General features: G+C 73.5%; 23 protein-coding genes. 13 read left to right on the top strand and 10 right to left on the bottom strand.

From position 1 onward, the window contains the following. The first annotated feature begins 5 nt into the window (after positions 1-5). Genes ABZ881_RS00995 through ABZ881_RS00965 form a run of 7 tightly spaced genes read left to right on the top strand, consistent with a single transcriptional unit; the run spans position 6 to position 4,390 of the window. Positions 6-2,390, top strand: a complete 2,385-nt coding sequence (locus ABZ881_RS00995; RefSeq protein ID WP_358480728.1) for an aerobic carbon-monoxide dehydrogenase large subunit — start codon at positions 6-8, stop codon at positions 2,388-2,390. Positions 2,391-2,393: 3 nt separating this feature from the next. Then, positions 2,394-2,981 (top strand): SRPBCC family protein, encoded by a 588-nt coding sequence (locus tag ABZ881_RS00990; protein ID WP_358480726.1) that lies wholly within the window; start codon positions 2,394-2,396, stop codon positions 2,979-2,981. 10 nt (positions 2,982-2,991) lie between these two features. Beyond that, on the top strand, positions 2,992-3,273 hold the full coding sequence (locus ABZ881_RS00985) for a hypothetical protein (protein ID WP_358480725.1): 282 nt from the start codon (positions 2,992-2,994) through the stop codon (positions 3,271-3,273). Further along, positions 3,273-3,500 carry a hypothetical protein gene (locus ABZ881_RS00980; protein ID WP_358480724.1) on the top strand — a complete coding sequence of 76 codons (228 nt, stop codon included), beginning with the start codon at positions 3,273-3,275 and terminating at the stop codon, positions 3,498-3,500. Before ABZ881_RS00985 ends, ABZ881_RS00980 begins: the two co-directional genes overlap by 1 nt. Beyond that, positions 3,497-3,736 carry a hypothetical protein gene (locus tag ABZ881_RS00975; protein ID WP_358480722.1) on the top strand — a complete coding sequence of 80 codons (240 nt, stop codon included), beginning with the start codon at positions 3,497-3,499 and terminating at the stop codon, positions 3,734-3,736. Before ABZ881_RS00980 ends, ABZ881_RS00975 begins: the two co-directional genes overlap by 4 nt. A gap of 1 nt (position 3,737) precedes the next feature. Then, positions 3,738-4,037: a hypothetical protein gene (locus ABZ881_RS00970; RefSeq protein WP_344023040.1), complete on the top strand. Its 300-nt coding sequence runs from the start codon at positions 3,738-3,740 to the stop codon at positions 4,035-4,037. Continuing rightward, positions 4,037-4,390: a hypothetical protein gene (locus tag ABZ881_RS00965; RefSeq protein ID WP_358480720.1), complete on the top strand. Its 354-nt coding sequence runs from the start codon at positions 4,037-4,039 to the stop codon at positions 4,388-4,390. Before ABZ881_RS00970 ends, ABZ881_RS00965 begins: the two co-directional genes overlap by 1 nt. 34 nt (positions 4,391-4,424) lie before the next feature. Here ABZ881_RS00965 and ABZ881_RS00960 read toward each other — a convergent pair whose 3' ends face one another. Genes ABZ881_RS00960 through ABZ881_RS00940 form a run of 5 tightly spaced genes read right to left on the bottom strand, consistent with a single transcriptional unit; the run spans position 4,425 to position 7,544 of the window. Next, positions 4,425-4,889 carry a hypothetical protein gene (locus ABZ881_RS00960; protein ID WP_358480717.1) on the bottom strand — a complete coding sequence of 155 codons (465 nt, stop codon included), beginning with the start codon at positions 4,887-4,889 and terminating at the stop codon, positions 4,425-4,427. Further along, positions 4,886-5,179 carry a hypothetical protein gene (locus tag ABZ881_RS00955; RefSeq protein WP_358480715.1) on the bottom strand — a complete coding sequence of 98 codons (294 nt, stop codon included), beginning with the start codon at positions 5,177-5,179 and terminating at the stop codon, positions 4,886-4,888. Before ABZ881_RS00955 ends, ABZ881_RS00960 begins: the two co-directional genes overlap by 4 nt. Positions 5,180-5,210: 31 nt before the next feature. Beyond that, a complete protein-coding gene (locus ABZ881_RS00950) occupies positions 5,211-6,353 on the bottom strand; it encodes a VWA domain-containing protein (protein WP_358480713.1) in 1,143 nt (380 codons plus the stop codon). Next, complete coding sequence (locus ABZ881_RS00945) at positions 6,350-7,231, bottom strand: MoxR family ATPase (RefSeq protein WP_358480711.1); 882 nt, start codon at positions 7,229-7,231, stop codon at positions 6,350-6,352. The genes ABZ881_RS00950 and ABZ881_RS00945 overlap by 4 nt, the downstream gene beginning before the upstream one ends. After that, entirely contained in the window at positions 7,224-7,544 is a 321-nt protein-coding gene (locus ABZ881_RS00940; RefSeq protein WP_358480710.1) for a hypothetical protein, read from the bottom strand. Before ABZ881_RS00940 ends, ABZ881_RS00945 begins: the two co-directional genes overlap by 8 nt. A 122-nt stretch (positions 7,545-7,666) precedes the next feature. Between ABZ881_RS00940 and ABZ881_RS00935 the strand changes: the two genes are divergently transcribed. Then, a complete protein-coding gene (locus ABZ881_RS00935) occupies positions 7,667-8,614 on the top strand; it encodes a LysR family transcriptional regulator (RefSeq protein WP_358480708.1) in 948 nt (315 codons plus the stop codon). Between the two features lie 8 nt (positions 8,615-8,622). Here ABZ881_RS00935 and ABZ881_RS00930 read toward each other — a convergent pair whose 3' ends face one another. Then, positions 8,623-10,098: an aldehyde dehydrogenase gene (locus ABZ881_RS00930; protein WP_358480707.1), complete on the bottom strand. Its 1,476-nt coding sequence runs from the start codon at positions 10,096-10,098 to the stop codon at positions 8,623-8,625. 104 nt (positions 10,099-10,202) lie between these two features. Here ABZ881_RS00930 and ABZ881_RS00925 point away from each other — a divergent pair, with 104 nt between their 5' ends. Beyond that, complete coding sequence (locus ABZ881_RS00925; RefSeq protein ID WP_358480705.1) at positions 10,203-10,961, top strand: alpha/beta fold hydrolase; 759 nt, start codon at positions 10,203-10,205, stop codon at positions 10,959-10,961. A 4-nt stretch (positions 10,962-10,965) separates the two neighbouring features. On the opposite strand, the gene ABZ881_RS00920 is transcribed toward ABZ881_RS00925, so the two are convergent. Further along, positions 10,966-11,619 (bottom strand): CGNR zinc finger domain-containing protein, encoded by a 654-nt coding sequence (locus ABZ881_RS00920; RefSeq protein WP_358480704.1) that lies wholly within the window; start codon positions 11,617-11,619, stop codon positions 10,966-10,968. Between the two features lie 55 nt (positions 11,620-11,674). On the opposite strand from ABZ881_RS00920, the gene ABZ881_RS00915 reads away from it, so the two are divergent. From ABZ881_RS00915 to ABZ881_RS00905, 3 genes are all read left to right on the top strand, one after another. Further along, positions 11,675-12,619, top strand: coding sequence for a DMT family transporter (locus ABZ881_RS00915; RefSeq protein WP_358480702.1), 945 nt, complete (start codon positions 11,675-11,677; stop codon positions 12,617-12,619). Positions 12,620-12,687: 68 nt separating this feature from the next. Beyond that, the gene (locus ABZ881_RS00910) at positions 12,688-12,882 is read left to right on the top strand and encodes a DUF397 domain-containing protein (RefSeq protein ID WP_358480699.1); all 195 of its coding nucleotides are present in this window, start codon (positions 12,688-12,690) and stop codon (positions 12,880-12,882) included. A gap of 223 nt (positions 12,883-13,105) precedes the next feature. Beyond that, positions 13,106-13,300 carry a DUF397 domain-containing protein gene (locus ABZ881_RS00905; RefSeq protein WP_358480697.1) on the top strand — a complete coding sequence of 65 codons (195 nt, stop codon included), beginning with the start codon at positions 13,106-13,108 and terminating at the stop codon, positions 13,298-13,300. Positions 13,301-13,304: 4 nt separating this feature from the next. On the opposite strand, the gene ABZ881_RS00900 is transcribed toward ABZ881_RS00905, so the two are convergent. After that, complete coding sequence (locus ABZ881_RS00900; protein ID WP_358480695.1) at positions 13,305-14,168, bottom strand: helix-turn-helix transcriptional regulator; 864 nt, start codon at positions 14,166-14,168, stop codon at positions 13,305-13,307. A 233-nt stretch (positions 14,169-14,401) separates the two neighbouring features. Here ABZ881_RS00900 and ABZ881_RS00895 point away from each other — a divergent pair, with 233 nt between their 5' ends. Then, positions 14,402-14,608, top strand: coding sequence for a hypothetical protein (locus ABZ881_RS00895; RefSeq protein WP_358480694.1), 207 nt, complete (start codon positions 14,402-14,404; stop codon positions 14,606-14,608). A 90-nt stretch (positions 14,609-14,698) separates the two neighbouring features. Here the strand turns inward: ABZ881_RS00895 and ABZ881_RS00890 are convergent, their stop codons facing one another. Then, positions 14,699-15,145 (bottom strand): PTS glucose transporter subunit IIA, encoded by a 447-nt coding sequence (locus tag ABZ881_RS00890; protein ID WP_358480693.1) that lies wholly within the window; start codon positions 15,143-15,145, stop codon positions 14,699-14,701. Further along, complete coding sequence (locus tag ABZ881_RS00885) at positions 15,142-15,375, bottom strand: PTS transporter subunit EIIB (protein ID WP_358480691.1); 234 nt, start codon at positions 15,373-15,375, stop codon at positions 15,142-15,144. The genes ABZ881_RS00890 and ABZ881_RS00885 overlap by 4 nt, the downstream gene beginning before the upstream one ends. Between the last annotated feature and the right edge of the window lie 74 nt (positions 15,376-15,449).

Genomic DNA, 15,449 nt, shown 5'->3' with positions numbered 1-15,449 from the left:
CGACCATGACCGACACACTGGACGAGGTCAGGATCGGCGGGCTCGGCGCCAGCCGCAAGCGGGCCGAGGACGCCCGGTTCATCCGCGGCCGCGGTACCTACGTCGACGACGTGGTGCTTCCCGGCATGCTGCACATGGAGATCCTGCGCAGCCCGCTGGCGCACGCCCGGATCGTCAGCATCGACACCTCCGCCGCCTGGGCGGTCCCGGGGGTCCGGCTGGTGCTGACCGGGGAGATGGCGGCCCGGCGCAACCTGGCCTGGATGCCGACGCTGTCCTACGACACGCAGGCGGTGCTGGCCACCGACAAGGTCCGCTTCCAGGGCCAGGAGGTGGCCTGCGTGGTCGCCGACGACCCGTACATCGCGCGGGACGCGGTGGAGGCGATCGTCGTCGAGTACGAGGCGCTGCCGCCGGTGGTCAACCCGAAGCAGGCGATGGAGCCCGGCGCCCCGGTGATCCGGGACGACAAGGAGGGCCAGACCGACAACCTGACCTACCGGTGGGACGTCGGCGACGCCGCGGCCACCGAGCGGGCCTTCGCCGAGGCGGACACGGTGTCCACGCTGTCGCTGCACTACCCGCGCAGCCACCCGTCGCCGCTGGAGCCGTGCGGCTCGATCGCCGACTTCGACGTGGCCACCGGCAAGCTCACGATCTACATGACCTCGCAGGCGCCGCACATCATCCGGTCCGCGGTGGCGCTGGTCGCCGAGCTGCCCGAGCACATGATCCGGGTGATCTCGCCCGACCTGGGCGGCGGGTTCGGCAACAAGGTGCCGGTCTATCCGGGGTACGTGTGCTCGATCCTCTGCTCGATCCTCACCGGGAAACCGGTCAAGTGGGTCGAGGACCGGTCGGGGAACCTCAGCTCCACCGGGTTCGGCCGGGACATGTACCTCGACGGCGAGCTCGCGCTGCGCCGCGACGGCAAGATCCTCGGCGTCCGGATGCACGTGACCACCGACCAGGGCGCGTTCTTCGCCGACGCCCAGCCCAGCAAGTTCAAGGTGGGCCTGCTGCACTCGGCGTTCGCCTGCTACGACGTCCCGGTCGGGCACATCAGCGCGCACGGCGCCTACACGAACAAGGCCCCCGGCGGCGTCGCCTACCGGTGCTCGTTCCGGGTCACCGAGGCGATGTACTTCCAGGAACGGATGATCCAGGCCGCGGCCGACGACCTGGGCATGGACCAGGCCGAGTTCCGCCGGATCAACCTGCTGCCCGATGACGCCTTCCCGGCCAGGACGCCGTTCGGCTTCCTGGTCGACTCCGGCCAGTACGGCACGTGCCTGCAGCTGGGCCTGGACGCGATCGGCTACCAGGACTTCGTCGCCGAGCAGGCCGCGGCCCGCGAGCGCGGCAGGCTGCTCGGCATCGGCATCTCGACGATGACCGAGCCGCTCGGGGCCGGCAACAGCCGCGAGTACGACATCCTCGGCATCAAGATGTTCGACTCCGCCGAGCTGCGGGTGCACCCGACCGGCAAGGCGATGCTCCGCACCGGCGCCCGCAGCCAGGGCCAGGGGCACGAGACGACGTGGGCGCAGATCGTGGCGCACGAGCTGGGACTGCCCGCCGACGACGTCGTCGTCGAGGAGGGCGACACCGACACCGCGCCGTACGGGATGGGGACCTACGCCTCGCGCTCCACCCCGGTGGCCGGGGCCGCGGTGTCGATGGTGTCCCGCAAGATCCGGGCGAAGGCGCGCAAGCTCGCCGCGCACCTGCTGGAGGTGTCCGAGGAGGACGTCGAGTGGGAGCTCGGCCGGTTCCACGTGCGCGGCGCGCCGGGCCGCGGGGTGACCATCCAGGAGTGCGCCGCCGCGGCGTACACGAACATGCCGGACGGGATGGAGCCCGGCCTGGAGGGCAACGCCTACTACGACCCGCCGAACCTGACCTGGCCGTTCGCCTGCTACATCGCCACGGTCGAGATCGACCCGGAGACCGGGGTGTGGGACGTGCTGCGGTTCGTCGCCGTCGACGACTGCGGGGTCCGGATCAACCCGATGATCGTCGAGGGACAGATCATGGGCGGGCTGACCGAGGCGTACGCGATGGCCAGCATGCAGTTCCAGACCTACGACGGCGACGGCAACGTCGTCGGTGCGAACTTCATGGACTACCTGCTGCCCACCGCCTGGGAGACGCCGGGCTTCGAGCTGCACGAGGTGGTCACCCCGTGCCCGCACCACCCGATCGGCGCCAAGGGCGTCGGCGAGTGCGCGACGGTGGGCGGGCCGGCCGCGTTCGCCAACGCCGTGCTCGACGCGATCCGGCATACCGGGGTCCGCAACATCGACATGCCGCTGCTGCCCGACCGGGTCTGGGAGGCGCTGCGCACCGGGCAGGACTACTCCGGTGCGCCGCCGGTGAAGGGGGACTGAGCCGTGCTGATCGAGAACAGGTTCACCGTGGCCGCCCCGGCCGACCGGGTCTGGGCGGAGCTGCAGGACCTGCCGGGGCTGGTGCCCTGCCTGCCGGGGGCCGAGCTCACCCGCGAGGTCGGCGACGACCGCTACGAGGGCAGGGTGGTGACCCGGCTCGGACCGGTCGCGCTGCGGTTCTCCGGGGTCGCCGAGCTCGTCGAGGCCGACGAGTCCGCGCGCCGGATGGTGCTGCACGCGGCCGGCTCCGAGGACAAGGGCAAGGGCACCGCCGAGATGACGATGACGATGCGGCTGGCCGCCGGGTCCGGCGGGCGGACCGAGGTCACGGTCGCCCAGGACCTGCAGGTCTCCGGCGCGGCGGCCCAGTTCGGCCGCGGCATGATCGCCGACGTCTCCGGGGTGCTGCTGCGCGGCTTCGCCGACTGCGTCGAGGCGAAGATCAACGGCGCCGGGTCCGGCGGGACGGCCACCGTGGTCCGGGCGCGGCCGGTCGGTGCGCTCGGCATCGCCGTCTCGGCCGCGCTGATGGCGCTGCGCCGGGTCGTGCGCCGCTTCCTCGGGCCGAGCACCCGGCCCGGACACTCCTAGGAGGACGACGATGACTCTCTGGTGGATCGGGAACGCGATCCTGCTGCTGGTGGTGTTCCCGGTGGTCGTGGTGCTGCTCAACCGCGTGCTGGCCGCGGTCGAGCGGATCCGCTGGGCCGCCGACGACATCCTGGCCGACGGCGGGCGGCTGGCCGGACGGCTCGAACCCGTCCCGGGGCTGCTCGCCACCACCGACGCGACGGTGCGGCAGGTGGCCGTCGGGGCCACCCGCTACGCCGGCAGCGTCGCGACGCTCCTGCCGAGCGCCCCCGAACGAGGAGGGAACCCCTGATGCCCGCTGCCGCCTGGGCGACACTGATCATCGCGGCGCTGATCATCGCCGTCACCGGGATCGGCCTGCTCCGGGTCATCCTGCACCTGCGCCACGTGAGCCGGACCCTCGCCGACCTGACCGGCGGGGTCCGGGCGATCGCCGCGTCCACCGCGACCGTCCCCGCGGTGGTCGGCTCGGTGAACGCCGAGCTCGCGCCGGTCCGCGACTTCTGCGAGTCGGTATGACCGGCTGGTACGTCGGGTTCGCCATCGGGATCGCGGTGGTCCTGGTGGTGGTCGCGCTGGTCGTCCCGATCCTGGTGCTGGCACACCGGATCGGGCGGCAGGCCCCGGCGATCGACGCCGCACTGCAGGACGCCGAACGGAACACCCGGCCGCTGGCCGACCTGGCCACGACCGTCGAGCACGCCGACGCGATCACCGCCGGCCTGCGCCGCGGCCGCGGCCGGCTGGGAGGGTGAGATGGGTCCGGAGGAGATCACCGCGTGGTGGATCGCGGTCGTCGCGGGCTTCGTGGTCGTTCTCGCGGTCGCGGCACTGCTCAGCCTGCTGGTGTGGTTCGTGAAGATCATCGACCGGCGGGTCGCCGGGATCCGGGACACGCTGCTCGCGATCACCGCCAACACGGCCTCGACGACGTTGATCCCGCAGACCGGTGACGCGGTCGACCGGGTGCTCGCCGAGGGCCTGGAACACCACCTGTTCCTGGGCCGCGTCCCGCCGGACCGGTCCGCCACGACGACGAACGGAGGCGGTCGGTGATGACCCTGCTCGTGGTGCTGTCGGTGCTCGCGGTCGTCGCACTGATCGCCGGTCTCGCGTTCTACCTGGCCTGGGTCGGCACCCTGCTGACCCGGGTCGCGACCACCCTGGAGGAGTGCTCGGAGGCGGTCCGCCGGATCGACGCCGACGCCGCACGGATCGGGCCGGGGCTCGACCACGTCAACCGCTCGGCCGGGACGGTCGCCGGCGCGCTCCCGCTGCTCTACGGGTTCGCCGAGGAGATCGTCCGCGGCGCGACCCCGGTGCCGCAGCGCCCGGTGGTCGCCGTGCCGGCGTCCGGCCGGCGCCGGTCCCGGCTCACCGAGGCCGTGGGGTACCGCCCGGCCGGGTGAGAGCCGGGCCCGGGGCACTCGCCCCGGGCCGGGGTCATCCCGGCCCGGGCGCCCCGTCGGCGTCCCCGGCCGGGCTCCCGGGCCGGGGCGGGGGGAGCGGCGCGGTGGACGGTGCGTCGGAGTACCCGCCGATCCACTCGGCCCGCCAGGACGGGTCGAACCGCTCGGTGTTGCAGCGCGGCTCGTACAGCCCGATCAGCTCCTCGGCGATCGCCCTGCGGTGCCCCGGCCCGCCGCCGGGCACCTCCAGCGTCGCGATGTGCAGCGCCCACTTCGATCCGGCCCGCTGCACCCAGCACGGGCTGCGCCGGTGCCGGAACGGCAGCCCCTCCGCGCTCAGGTCCTCGCTGTGCCCGACCCAGGTCACCGCGAACCGTTCGCGCTGCGGATCGGGCCGGTAGAGGATCGCGTACACCGCGGGCACCGGCGGCGGGGTCCAGCCGCCGAGCAGCCGGGGCCCGGAGAAGGCGTACCCGGCCAGCGAGCCGAGCCTGATCACGGGAGCGGGTCCGGTTCCGCCGGGTCCGGCAGCGCGTCGTCCTCCTCGCTGACCGCCTCCACCCCGACGACCGGGAAGGCGGGCAGCCCGGCCCGCTCCACGACGTCGGCGAACACCTCCCGGCCCCGCCGGACCGCGTCCTGCTCGCCGTCGGCGGTGACCACGATCTGCGCGCCGTAGCCCGGGGTGCCGATGCCGCTGGCCACGCCGCGGTGCACCGCGACGGCGTCGGCCAGCCGCAGCACCTCGTCGTGGGTGATCGGCCGATCACCCCGGGTCCGGATGCTCACGCTCCAGTGCACGTCCCGGCTCCCCTCCCGGTCATCGCAGCGTCGGCAGCAGCGCGGCGAGCTGCTCCAGGCTGCGCAGGTCGTGGCCCGCCGCCACGGCGGTCACGTGCGGTTCGGCCACCATCATGCCCACCGGGACGGGGCCGCGCCCGGCCACCGCGGCGGGATGCGGGCTGACCCAGACGATCCGGTGGCAGAGCCGGGCCAGGCGTTCCATCGCCGCCGACAGCACGGCGGGGGAGCCGCGGTCATGGCCGTCCGAGCAGATCAGGACGACCGCGCCGCGGGCGGCACCGCGCCGTCCGGGCCCGCGGACGAACGACTCGATCGCGTCGCCGATCCGGGTCCCGCCCTCCCAGTCGACGACCTCGGCGGCGGCCCGCCGCAGGGCGTCGTCCGGATGCCGGGTGCGCAGCGCCGCGGTGAGCCGGGTGAGCCGGGTGCCGAAGCAGAACACCTCGACCCGGAACAGCGACCGGGCGGCGTGCTGGGTGCCGTGCGCGAACTGCAGCAGCGCCCGCGAGTGGTCGGCCATCGACCCGGAGACGTCGAGCAGCAGCACCAGCGGGCGGGTCCGCATCCGGCGGCGGCGCCAGGCGGGATCGATCGGGACCCCCTGCGAGCGCAGGCTGCGGCGCAGCGTGGCACGCAGGTGCGGGACCGGCCCGGAGCGCGCCGGGCGGGTCCGGCGGGTGCGCCGCCGGGGCGGGGACAGCCGGATCGCCGCCATGATCCGGCGGATCGCGACCAGCTCGTCGCCGGTGCAGCCGGCGAAGGACCGCGTGCGCAGCAGCTCCATGTCCGACGCGACCGGCCCGAGCCGGGCGGCCTCGTCCTCCTCCCGGTCGTCGCCGGGCTCGGCGGCCGGGATCTGCACGGCCGAGTCGGTGGCGGCCGCGGTGCCCGCGTGCACCCGGACGAGCTCGTCGACCGGATCGGGCCGGTCCAGGAAGAACGCGGCGAACACCCGGTCGTAGACGGCCAGGTGGTCGCGCCGGGTGACCAGGCAGACCCGTCCCGCCCAGTACAGGTCGGTCAGGTCGGTCGGGTCCAGCACGGCCGCCGCCCTGGTGAACGTCAGCAGGTCACCGGAGCCGGCCGGGACCCCCTCGGTGCGCAGCCGCCGGGTGAACGCGACGAGCACCCGGACGAGGTCGGTGCCGGCCGTGCTCATCCGGCGGTCAGGTCGTCGAGCCGGCCGCGGACCAGCTCGATGTCCTCGTGGTCCTTGACGACGGTGCCCAGGGTGAGCTCGGCGCTGTCCGGGTCGAGGTCCTCGCCGAGGAAGGCCAGCGTCCTGGCCCAGTCGATGCTCTCCGCGACGCCCGGCGGCTTGGCCAGGTCCAGCTCGCGCAGCCGGTGCACCGCGGCCACCACCTTGCGGGCCAGCTCGATCCCGACGCCGGGCTCTCGGACCGTCACGATCTCGGTCTCGCGCTCGGCGTCCGGGTAGCCCAGCCAGTGGTAGAGGCAGCGCCGCTTGAGCGCGTCGTGCAGCTCGCGGGTCCGGTTGGAGGTGAGCAGCACCAGCGGCGGATCGTCGCTGCGGATGGTGCCGATCTCCGGGATGGTCACCTGGAACTCGGCGAGCAGCTCCAGCAGGAACGCCTCGAACTCGTCGTCGGCGCGGTCGATCTCGTCGATCAGCAGGACCGCGCCGGACCCGGCCCGCACCGCGTCCAGCAGCGGTCGTTCGACCAGGAAGTCCGGCCCGAACAGCGCGGAGACCACCTCGCCGGGGGCGGTCGCGTCCCGCTCGCCCATCGCCCGGATGTAGAGCATCTGGCGGGCGTAGTCCCACTCGTACATCGCCTGGCCGGTGTCGATGCCCTCGTAGCACTGCAACCGGATCAGCCGCCGGCCGAGCACCGTCGCGAGCGTCTTGGCCAGCTCGGTCTTGCCGACGCCGACCTCACCCTCCAGCAGGATCGGCCGCCGCAGCGACAGCGCCACGTGCACGGCGGTGGCGAGCCCGCGGTCGGCGAGATAGCCGCCGTCGCGCAGCAGAGCGGTCAGCTCCGGCACCGAGCCGGGCGCGCCGGGATCAGTCATCGGTGCGCGGCCGGGCCGGGCCGGTCGCGGCGCTGCCCTGCGGGTGCAGCTTCCCCTCGCGCTCCAGGGTCGCCCGCCAGGCGCTGCGGATGTCGCTGTCCACCGGGGTGTTCGTGCCCTCACCGGGGGCGACGACGTCGGGGTCCATCCCGCCGAAGCCGATCGAGCGCATGTTGCGGCAGACCTTCGGCCGGTTCCCGCGCAGCTGCTCCTCGATCTCGTCGCCGGTGCGCGCGTTCGCCGACCAGATGTCGCGGAGCACCTCGAGCGGACGCCCCCCCCACCCGTTGTGCGTGTGGTCCGTCGCAGACATGTCCGCTCCCTCCTGCCGCGCTGCAGCGCCACCATCGTCGTGCACCCGGCGGGTCGCCACCAGCAGCAGATAACCGATCACTTAGGTGTGCTCGCGGCGGGCGTGGGTCCAGACTGACCGGCATGACGTTGACGCAGCTGTCCGCGTTCGTCCTGGTGGCGCGCCTGGGTTCGGTGAAGGCTGCCGCCGACGCGCTCTCGGTGAGCGAGCCCGCTGTCTCGCAGGCGATCGCGGCGCTGCGCAAGTACCTCGGCGATCCGCTGCTGACCCGCGGCGGCACCGGCATGGTGATGACGGCGGGCGGGAACCGGCTGCTCACCATCGCCGCCCAGATGGTGGCGCTCGGCGCGGAGGCCGAGGCCGCCGTCCGGTCGGCGAACGGCGCCCCCGAACCGCTGCGGCTGATCGGCTCGAACACGGTCGTCGAGTTCGCCGGCGGCCCGCTGGCCGACGCGTTCGGGGCCCGCTCGTCCGGGACCGTCGACGTGTCGGTCGGTGTGGCCGTCACCTCGGAGATGGCGGCGCTGGTCTCGCAGCGGCTGGCCGACGCCGCGCTCGGCCCGGACCTCTCCGGCCAGCGCGGCATCCCGCTGGTCAGCGAACCGGTCTTCCGCAGCCGGATGGTGGTGCTGGGCGCGCCCGGCGCCCGGTTCCGCGGCTCGCCCCGGCAGTGGCCGTGGCTGGTCGACGCCGACGCGACCGACCCGGGCAGCGACGTCGCACGGCTGCTGCGCGGGCTCGGCGTCCCGGAGTCGCGGATGCGGGTGTTCCCGCACCAGACCGCCGCCTGGGACGCCGCCGCCGGTGGCGCGGGCGTCACGCCGTCGCTGGCGCACCTGGCCGTGCACCGCACCCGGCGCCGGGAGCTGGTGCCGCTGGACGTGCCGGGGACCCCGATGGAGGTCGTCTGGTTCGTCACGATGCTGCCGATCGACCGGCGTTCGGCCGGGGCGGGCTCGCTGCGGAACTTCCTCAGCACCCCGGAGGCCATGCGGCTGCTGCGGGAGCCGGGCGCCGGGGTGTCGCCGTCCCGGTTCCGGCCGCCGGTCTACGTCACCATCTGGAACTGACGCGGCCCTCAGCCCAGGGTGAACGGGTCCCGGGTGCCGCCGGACAGCTCCACCCAGACGGCCTTGTCGGCCAGGTACCCGTCGACCGCGTGCACCCCGTTCTCCCGGCCGATCCCGGACCGCCCGAACCCGCCGAACGGCACGCTCGGGGCGACCGCCCGGTAGGCGTTGATCCAGACCGATCCGGCGCGGATCCGGCCGGCGATCCGGTGGGCGCGGTGCACGTCCTTCGTCCACACCGCACCGGCCAGCCCGTACGGGGTGTCGTTGGCGAGCTTCACCGCCTCGTCCTCGTCGGTGAACGTCAGCGCGGCGAGCACCGGCCCGAACACCTCCTCGCGGAACAGGGTCGACTCCCGTGTCACCCCGGTGACCACCGTCGGCTGCACGAACAGGCCGCCGAGGCCGCTCTCCGCGGCGCCGCCGCAGGCGATCGTGTTGCCCTCCGCTCGTGCGGTGTCGAAGAAGCCGAGCACCTTCTCGTACTGCGGCTCGTTCGCGACCGGGCCCATCTCGGTGTCCGCGGCGTTCGGGTCGCCGAGCCGGATCGTGGACGCCCGCTCGACGACCAGCCGGACCAGCTCGTCGTGCACGTCGGCGTGCACGATCAGCCGCGAGCCCGCCATGCAGGTCTGCCCGGTGGCGGCGAACACCCCGGCGACGATCCCGTTCGCGGCGGCAGCCAGGTCGGCGTCCGGGAAGACCACCTGCGGCGACTTGCCGCCCAACTCCAGGGTGACCGCGGCGATGTTCTCCGCGGCCGCCCGCGCGACGGCCCGGCCGGTCGCCGTCGAGCCGGTGAAGGCCACCTTGTCGATTCCCGGATGGCCGGCCAGGTGCGCGGCGGTGTCCCGGTCGTTCGTGGTCACCACGTTCACGGTCCCCGCCGGGAAACCGGCCTGCTCGATCAGCTCGGCGAAGCGCAGCGTCGAGGCGGGGGAGTGCTCGGACGGCTTGACGACGACCGTGCAGCCCGCGGCCAGCGCGGGCGCCAGCTTCCAGGTCATCAGCAGCAGCGGCGAGTTCCACGGGGTGATCGCCGCGACCACGCCGACCGGCTCGCGGCGGGTGTAGACCAGGTAGTCCGGGTTCGGCGACGGGATCTGGCGGCCCTCGATCGTCGGCGCGATCCCGGCGAAGTAGTGGTACCAGCCGCCCAGGCCGGTGAGCTGGCCGATCATCTCCCGGTAGAGCTTGCCGGAGTCGGCGACCTCGGTGCGGGCCAGCGCCTCCGCGTGCTCGGTGACCAGGTCGCCGAGCCGGCGCAGGCACGCCGCCCTGGCGAACGGCGTCATCGCGCCCCACTCGCCGTCCAGCGCGGAGCGGGCCGCGGCGACGGCGGCGTCCACGTCGGCGGGACCGCAGTCCGGCACCGACGCCCACGGGCGTCCGGTGTACGGGTTCCGGGTCTCGAAGGTGGCACCGGACGCCGCGTCGGTGGGCCTGCCGCCGATCAGCATCCGGAACGTCTCGAGCTCGGCCATCGGTGGTCCTCCCGGCTGCGGCGACGGTGCCTCGCCCGGAACCCTACGAACCCGGACCGCCCCGCGCAGCGTCCGACCGGACGCAGGGAGGGCACGATGGGGGCATGGCACTGGACCTGCATCACGTCGCCGACGGCCCCGAGCCCGCCCCGGTCCTCCTGTTCGGACCGTCGCTGGGGACCGACCTGCACCTGTTCGACGCCCAGGTGGCGGCCCTGTCCGACCGGTTCCGCTGCGTGCGCTTCGACCTGCCCGGGCACGGCGGGTCGCCGGACGTCACCGACGACCTGACGATCGCCGAGCTGGCCGAGGGCGCGCTGGCCGTCGTCGGGGACACCGACTTCCACTACGTGGGCGTGTCGATCGGCGGCGCGATCGGGCAGTGGCTGGGCGTGCACGGCGGCGAGCGGGTCCGCAGCATCGCGGTGCTGGCGACGGCCGCCCGGTTCCCGAACCCGGAGGCCTGGCCGCAGCGTGCGGCGACGGTGCGCGAGCAGGGGACCGCGGCGATGGTCGCGTCCCGGCCGGGCACCTGGTACGTCGAGGACTGGGCGCGCCGCGACCCGGCGGGGGAGAAGCGGCTGCTGGACATGCTGCGCGCCGCGCGGCCCGGCGGCTACGCAGCCTGCTGCGCCGCGGTCGGCGCCTTCGACATCCGCGCCGAGCTGGGCTCGGTGTCGGTCCCGGCGCTGGTGGTGGCCGGTGCCGACGACCCGGCGACACCGCCGGCGACGCTGCGCGAGATCGCCGACGCCGTCCCCGGCGCCGAGTACGCCGAGATCGCCGACGCGGCGCACCTGCTGAACTACGAGCGCCCCGACGAGGTGAACGCGCTGCTCGAACGGCACCTGGACCGGGTGTGACCGCTCAGCCGCGGCCCGCCCGCCGGGCCCGGTAGGCGGCCACGTGCGCCCGGTTCGCGCAGTTGCCGGTGTCGCAGAAGCGCTTCGAGCGGTTCCGGGACAGGTCGACCAGCACGGCGTCGCAGTCCTCGCCGGCGCACCGGCGCAGCCGGGACAGGTCGTCGCCACGCACCAGCTCGACCACCGACATCGCGATCTCGGCGCCCATCCGGTCGGCCAGCGGCGCGTCGCGCGGGGTGACGTGCAGGTGCCAGTCCCAGCCGTCGTGCCTGGCCAGCCGGGGGCGCGCATCGGTCTCGGCGAGTATCGCGTTGACCAGCTCGACCGTGCGGTCGCGGTCGGGGGCGGCTGCGCCTGTTCCCGCTGTGCCTGTTCCCGCTGTGCCTGTTCCCGCTGTGCCCGTTCCCGGGCCGGCGGGGGTGTCCGAGTCCCGGCCGGTGTGCGCGGCGGGGGGCCAGAGTGCGACCAGCCGATCCCGGAGCGCCCGGACGGCGGCCCGCTCGTCGTCGGTGCGGGCGCGGTCGCCGGTGTAGGGCTGGCCGTCCATCCAGGTCTCGAACAGCGCCGCGTCGCCCAGGACGTCCGGGTCGGTCAGCCCGGTGTTCACCAGCGACGCGGTCGCCGCGAGCACGACCTGGGTGTCATGGGCGAATTCCATGTTGACCCCTGACATCTTCGGTTCCTAGTGTCAGGAGTCTATGAGTACTTCGGTCGTGACACGGGACCACCTGGTCCGCGGACTCGCGTGGGCGCTGGTCTCGGCGGCCGCGTACGGCTTCTCCGGCCCGCTCGGCGCCGCCTTCCTCGACGCCGGCTGGTCGCCGGGCCTCACCACGCTGATGCGGATCGCCGGGGCCGCGCTGCTGCTCCTGCCGGTCGCGGTGGTACTGGCCCGCAGGCACCGGCCGGACCGGGCGGCCCGCCGCAAGATCGTGATCTTCGGCCTGTTTGCGGTGGCGGGCGTGCAGCTGTGCTTCTTCCACGCGCTGCAGTACCTCTCGGTCGGGGTGGCGCTGCTGCTGGAGTTCCTCGCCCCGGTGCTGCTGGTCGGCTGGACCTGGATCACCACCCGGCGCACCCCGTCGGCGATCACCCTCGCCGGGTGTCTCGTCGCGCTCGCCGGTCTGGTGTTCGTCGTGGACCCGTTCGGGCCGCAGCGCGTCGAGCTGGTCGGGATCCTCTGGGGACTGGCCTCCGCGGTCTGCGTCTGCGTCTACTTCGCGCTGCCCGGCGGGAACCGCGAGGGCCAGGTCCCGCCGCTGCTGATGATCTCCGGCGGGATGGTCGTCGGCGCGGTCTCGCTGACCGTCACCGGGCTGCTCGGGATCACCCCCTGGGAAACCGGCGCCCCGGTCGGGACCCTCGGCGGCGCCGAGCTCGGCTGGCTGCTGCTGCTCGGGATGCTGGTCGTCCTCGCGACCGCGCTGCCGTACGTCACCGGCATCCTCGCGATCCGGCGCCTCGACACCCGGGTCGCGTCGTTCGTCGGATTGTCCGAGGTGCTGTTCGGGGTGCTCGCGGCCTGGTTGCTGGTGGCGCAGCAGCCGACGCTGATGCAGCTGCTCGGCGGGGTGCTGATCCTCGGCGGGATCGTGCTGATCCGGCGGGCGGAGAACCGGGCCGCCGCGACGCCGAGCGAGGTGGCGATCGACGGGTGACTCGTCGTGGGCGGCGGGAACACGTACCGTCAGTGTCTCGGTGACACCGTGACACGAAGGTGGGGCGCATGGCACTTCCCGGCCGATTCCGCACCAGCTCGTTCTGTGTTGGCGGTGACTGCGTCGCGGTGACCGTCACCCGGGAGGGTGTCGAAGTCGCGGTCAGCTCGGACCCCGATCGTGCGCTGCGCTTCTCCGCGCCCGAGTGGGAGGCGTTCCTCGCCGGCGTGCGGGCCGGGGAGTTCGATCTTCCTCAGCCGTAGTGCACACCCCCTGACCTCGCCGCACACCCGCTGCATGGGGTGTGCAGCGCAGCGAACGGGTGTGCGGGGGTGGGCTGCGACCCGGCGTCGGGGATCCACTACTGTGCCGCCACCGGTGTTCCGGAGCACACCACCCTGCGGCGTCGCCGCCTGGAGTCCGGTGTGGGCCGAAGCCCCGGGCCAGGCGTGGCTCCCCGTAGGCCCAGCGAGATCGAGGTCGTCGTTGTCCGAGAACCGGTTCGTCACGAGTTCCTTCTGCATCGGCGGCGAGTGCGTCGCGGTCGCGGCGCCCGAGGACGGCGTGGTCGTCCGCTCGACCGTGAACGGCGCCGAGGTGAGCTTCACCGACGTCGAGTGGGCGGCCTTCGTCGCCGGCGTGCGCAACGGCGAGTTCGACGTGGAGCGCCTGCGCGGCTGACTGCTCAGGAGCTGAGCCGGGCGAGCAGCACCTGCCGGGTCGCCGTCTCGTCCAGTGCCTTCGTCAGCAGGTCGCGCCAGACCGCCTCGTAGATCGCGACGGTCTGCTCGCCGTCGTAGTAGCCGTCGTTCTCGGTGCTCTCGACGTTCACGACCGGCCAGTCGGTGTCCGGGTCGCGCGGTTCGAAGATCGAGAAGGTGCTGGTGGCGCGGGTCCAGCCGGCGCTGAACGGCAGGATCTGCAGCGTCACGTTCGGCTGCTCCATCCGCTCGAGGAGGGCCTGGACCTGTCCCCGGACGATCGCCGGGTCGGTCACCCGGTGCAGCGCGACCTCGTCGAGCACGACGTGGATCTCCAGTGGTGCCGCGTCGGTCCGCTCGGTGTCGATCACGTCCTGCCGGCGCATCCTGATCTGCACCATGCGGTCGACCTCCTCGGCCGCCATGCCCAGCTGGCTCGCGCCGAGCAGGCTGCGGGCATACGTCTCGGTCTGCAGGAGGCCGGAGACGGGGATGGCGAAGGTCCGCTTGGACCGGGACTCCGCCTCCAGGGAGGCGAGCATGTCCAGGTTCTCGCTCGCGACCACCGTGGGGCTGAACGGCTCCCACCACCCCGGCGACTTCGCCTCCGTCGCCCAGTCCAGCACCCGGTCCCGCTGCTCGACCGGGGCCTCGTAGATGTCCAGCAGGTCCCGTACGTCCCGGTACTTCGGCTCGACCGCACCCGTCTCGATCCGGCTGAGCTTCGACGGCGAGATCTCCAGCCGCTTCGCCACCTCGGCGAGCTGCAGGTTCCGGTCACTGCGCAGCCGCTTGAGGACGTGACCGAGGCGCCGCCGGATGACGACGGGGCCGTGTGTGACGGTCATGTCCACTCCTCCACGCCCGGGCCTGCGATCATGTTACCGGCGGCTCCCGTGCAATTGCATGGGTCGGAAATTGCATCGGGTCTGGTGCAGGCGGTTGTTCGCACGCATACTGTCCTCCTGATCCTGAGCAGCGGCAACAGCCGCTGAAGGGGGTGCGCCATGCACGACCATGACGGCACCACAGTCAGTTCCCGGAAGCACGGTCCGGCCATCCGCGAGCGGGGGTGGCCCCGATGACGACCTATCTCGTCGCCGGCGGCGGCATCCTCCTGATGTTCTGGTTCGCCCTGCTCATCGGCACGTCACTGGACACCGAGGGACAGCGCCGCGAGTGGAAGCGGGTGGCGGAGCAGCGCCGCGCCGCCTGGGAGGAACGCCAGGGGGAACGGCGCCCGCTCGACCCCGACGGTCTGTGCCTCGACTGCCCGCTGCGCAGATGAGACGGCGCGGCGCGGCGCCGAGATGCACGTCACCGGGGTCGCGGGGCACGCACCGGCCCGCTGAGCTGCATCTCGGTGAGTGAGGCGGACTCAGGCGTCCCAGGTGAAGAGCGGATCGCCCGGCCGGACCTCGCCGGTCGCGTGGGCGTGGGTGCCGCCCGGTGCGGAGTCCATCAGCACCACCGGGCAGATCGCGGACAGGCCGCGAGCGCGCACCTCGTCCGCGTCCATCGTGACGACCGGCCGGCCGGCGGTGACCTGGGCGCCCTCCTCGGCGTGCACGACGAAGGCGCCGAGACCGACCGTGTCGATGCCCAGATGCACCAGCACACCCGCGCCGTCGTCACCGACGACGACGTAGGCGTGCGGGTGCAGCTTCGCCAGCGTCCCGGAGATCGGGGCGACGGCCTCGACCAGCCCGCCCGGCGGCTCGATCGCGAGACCGGAGCCGAGCATCTGCTCGGCGAACACCGGATCGGGTACTGCGATCAGCGGCGCGACCCGCCCGGCCAGCGGTGCCGTGACGTGCACGGTCACAGAAGGTCCCCGATGTCGTCGGCGATCATGTCCGCCTCCGGCCCGACGACGACCTGCACGACCGTCCCGGCCACGACCACGCCGTGCGCGTGCTTCTGCAGCGCTGCCCGGTCGACCAGCCCGGGATCACGGACCTCGGTCCGCAGCCGGGTGATGCAGCCCTCGATCTCGACGACGTTCGCCGCCCCGCCGAGGCGGGCCAGGATCGCCCTGGCCCGGTCGTCCGCCATCGTGTCGCCTTCCCGTGGTGCCGGAGGGGGCCCGGGATGCTCCGGGGCCTGGGATCACGGACCGTGCGCGGTGC

This window comes from Pseudonocardia sp. NPDC046786 (assembly GCF_040645415.1).
GTDB classification, from domain to species: domain Bacteria; phylum Actinomycetota; class Actinomycetes; order Mycobacteriales; family Pseudonocardiaceae; genus Pseudonocardia; species Pseudonocardia kongjuensis.
The sequence above is the reverse complement of the archived record's forward strand: the minus strand, read 5'-3'. Positions and strand labels throughout refer to the sequence as shown.

Coding starts and splice junctions, on each gene's coding strand:
- ABZ881_RS00995 (WP_358480728.1), top strand. CDS start 6: ATGACCGACACACTGGACGAGGTCAGGATCGGCGGGCTCGGCGCCAGC.
- ABZ881_RS00985 (WP_358480725.1), top strand. CDS start 2,992: ATGACTCTCTGGTGGATCGGGAACGCGATCCTGCTGCTGGTGGTGTTC.
- ABZ881_RS00980 (WP_358480724.1), top strand. CDS start 3,273: ATGCCCGCTGCCGCCTGGGCGACACTGATCATCGCGGCGCTGATCATC.
- ABZ881_RS00975 (WP_358480722.1), top strand. CDS start 3,497: ATGACCGGCTGGTACGTCGGGTTCGCCATCGGGATCGCGGTGGTCCTG.
- ABZ881_RS00970 (WP_344023040.1), top strand. CDS start 3,738: ATGGGTCCGGAGGAGATCACCGCGTGGTGGATCGCGGTCGTCGCGGGC.
- ABZ881_RS00965 (WP_358480720.1), top strand. CDS start 4,037: ATGACCCTGCTCGTGGTGCTGTCGGTGCTCGCGGTCGTCGCACTGATC.
- ABZ881_RS00950 (WP_358480713.1), bottom strand. CDS start 6,353: ATGAGCACGGCCGGCACCGACCTCGTCCGGGTGCTCGTCGCGTTCACC.
- ABZ881_RS00945 (WP_358480711.1), bottom strand. CDS start 7,231: ATGACTGATCCCGGCGCGCCCGGCTCGGTGCCGGAGCTGACCGCTCTG.
- ABZ881_RS00940 (WP_358480710.1), bottom strand. CDS start 7,544: ATGTCTGCGACGGACCACACGCACAACGGGTGGGGGGGGCGTCCGCTC.
- ABZ881_RS00935 (WP_358480708.1), top strand. CDS start 7,667: ATGACGTTGACGCAGCTGTCCGCGTTCGTCCTGGTGGCGCGCCTGGGT.
- ABZ881_RS00930 (WP_358480707.1), bottom strand. CDS start 10,098: ATGGCCGAGCTCGAGACGTTCCGGATGCTGATCGGCGGCAGGCCCACC.
- ABZ881_RS00925 (WP_358480705.1), top strand. CDS start 10,203: ATGGCACTGGACCTGCATCACGTCGCCGACGGCCCCGAGCCCGCCCCG.
- ABZ881_RS00920 (WP_358480704.1), bottom strand. CDS start 11,619: ATGGAATTCGCCCATGACACCCAGGTCGTGCTCGCGGCGACCGCGTCG.
- ABZ881_RS00910 (WP_358480699.1), top strand. CDS start 12,688: ATGGCACTTCCCGGCCGATTCCGCACCAGCTCGTTCTGTGTTGGCGGT.
- ABZ881_RS00900 (WP_358480695.1), bottom strand. CDS start 14,168: ATGACCGTCACACACGGCCCCGTCGTCATCCGGCGGCGCCTCGGTCAC.
- ABZ881_RS00895 (WP_358480694.1), top strand. CDS start 14,402: ATGACGACCTATCTCGTCGCCGGCGGCGGCATCCTCCTGATGTTCTGG.
- ABZ881_RS00885 (WP_358480691.1), bottom strand. CDS start 15,375: ATGGCGGACGACCGGGCCAGGGCGATCCTGGCCCGCCTCGGCGGGGCG.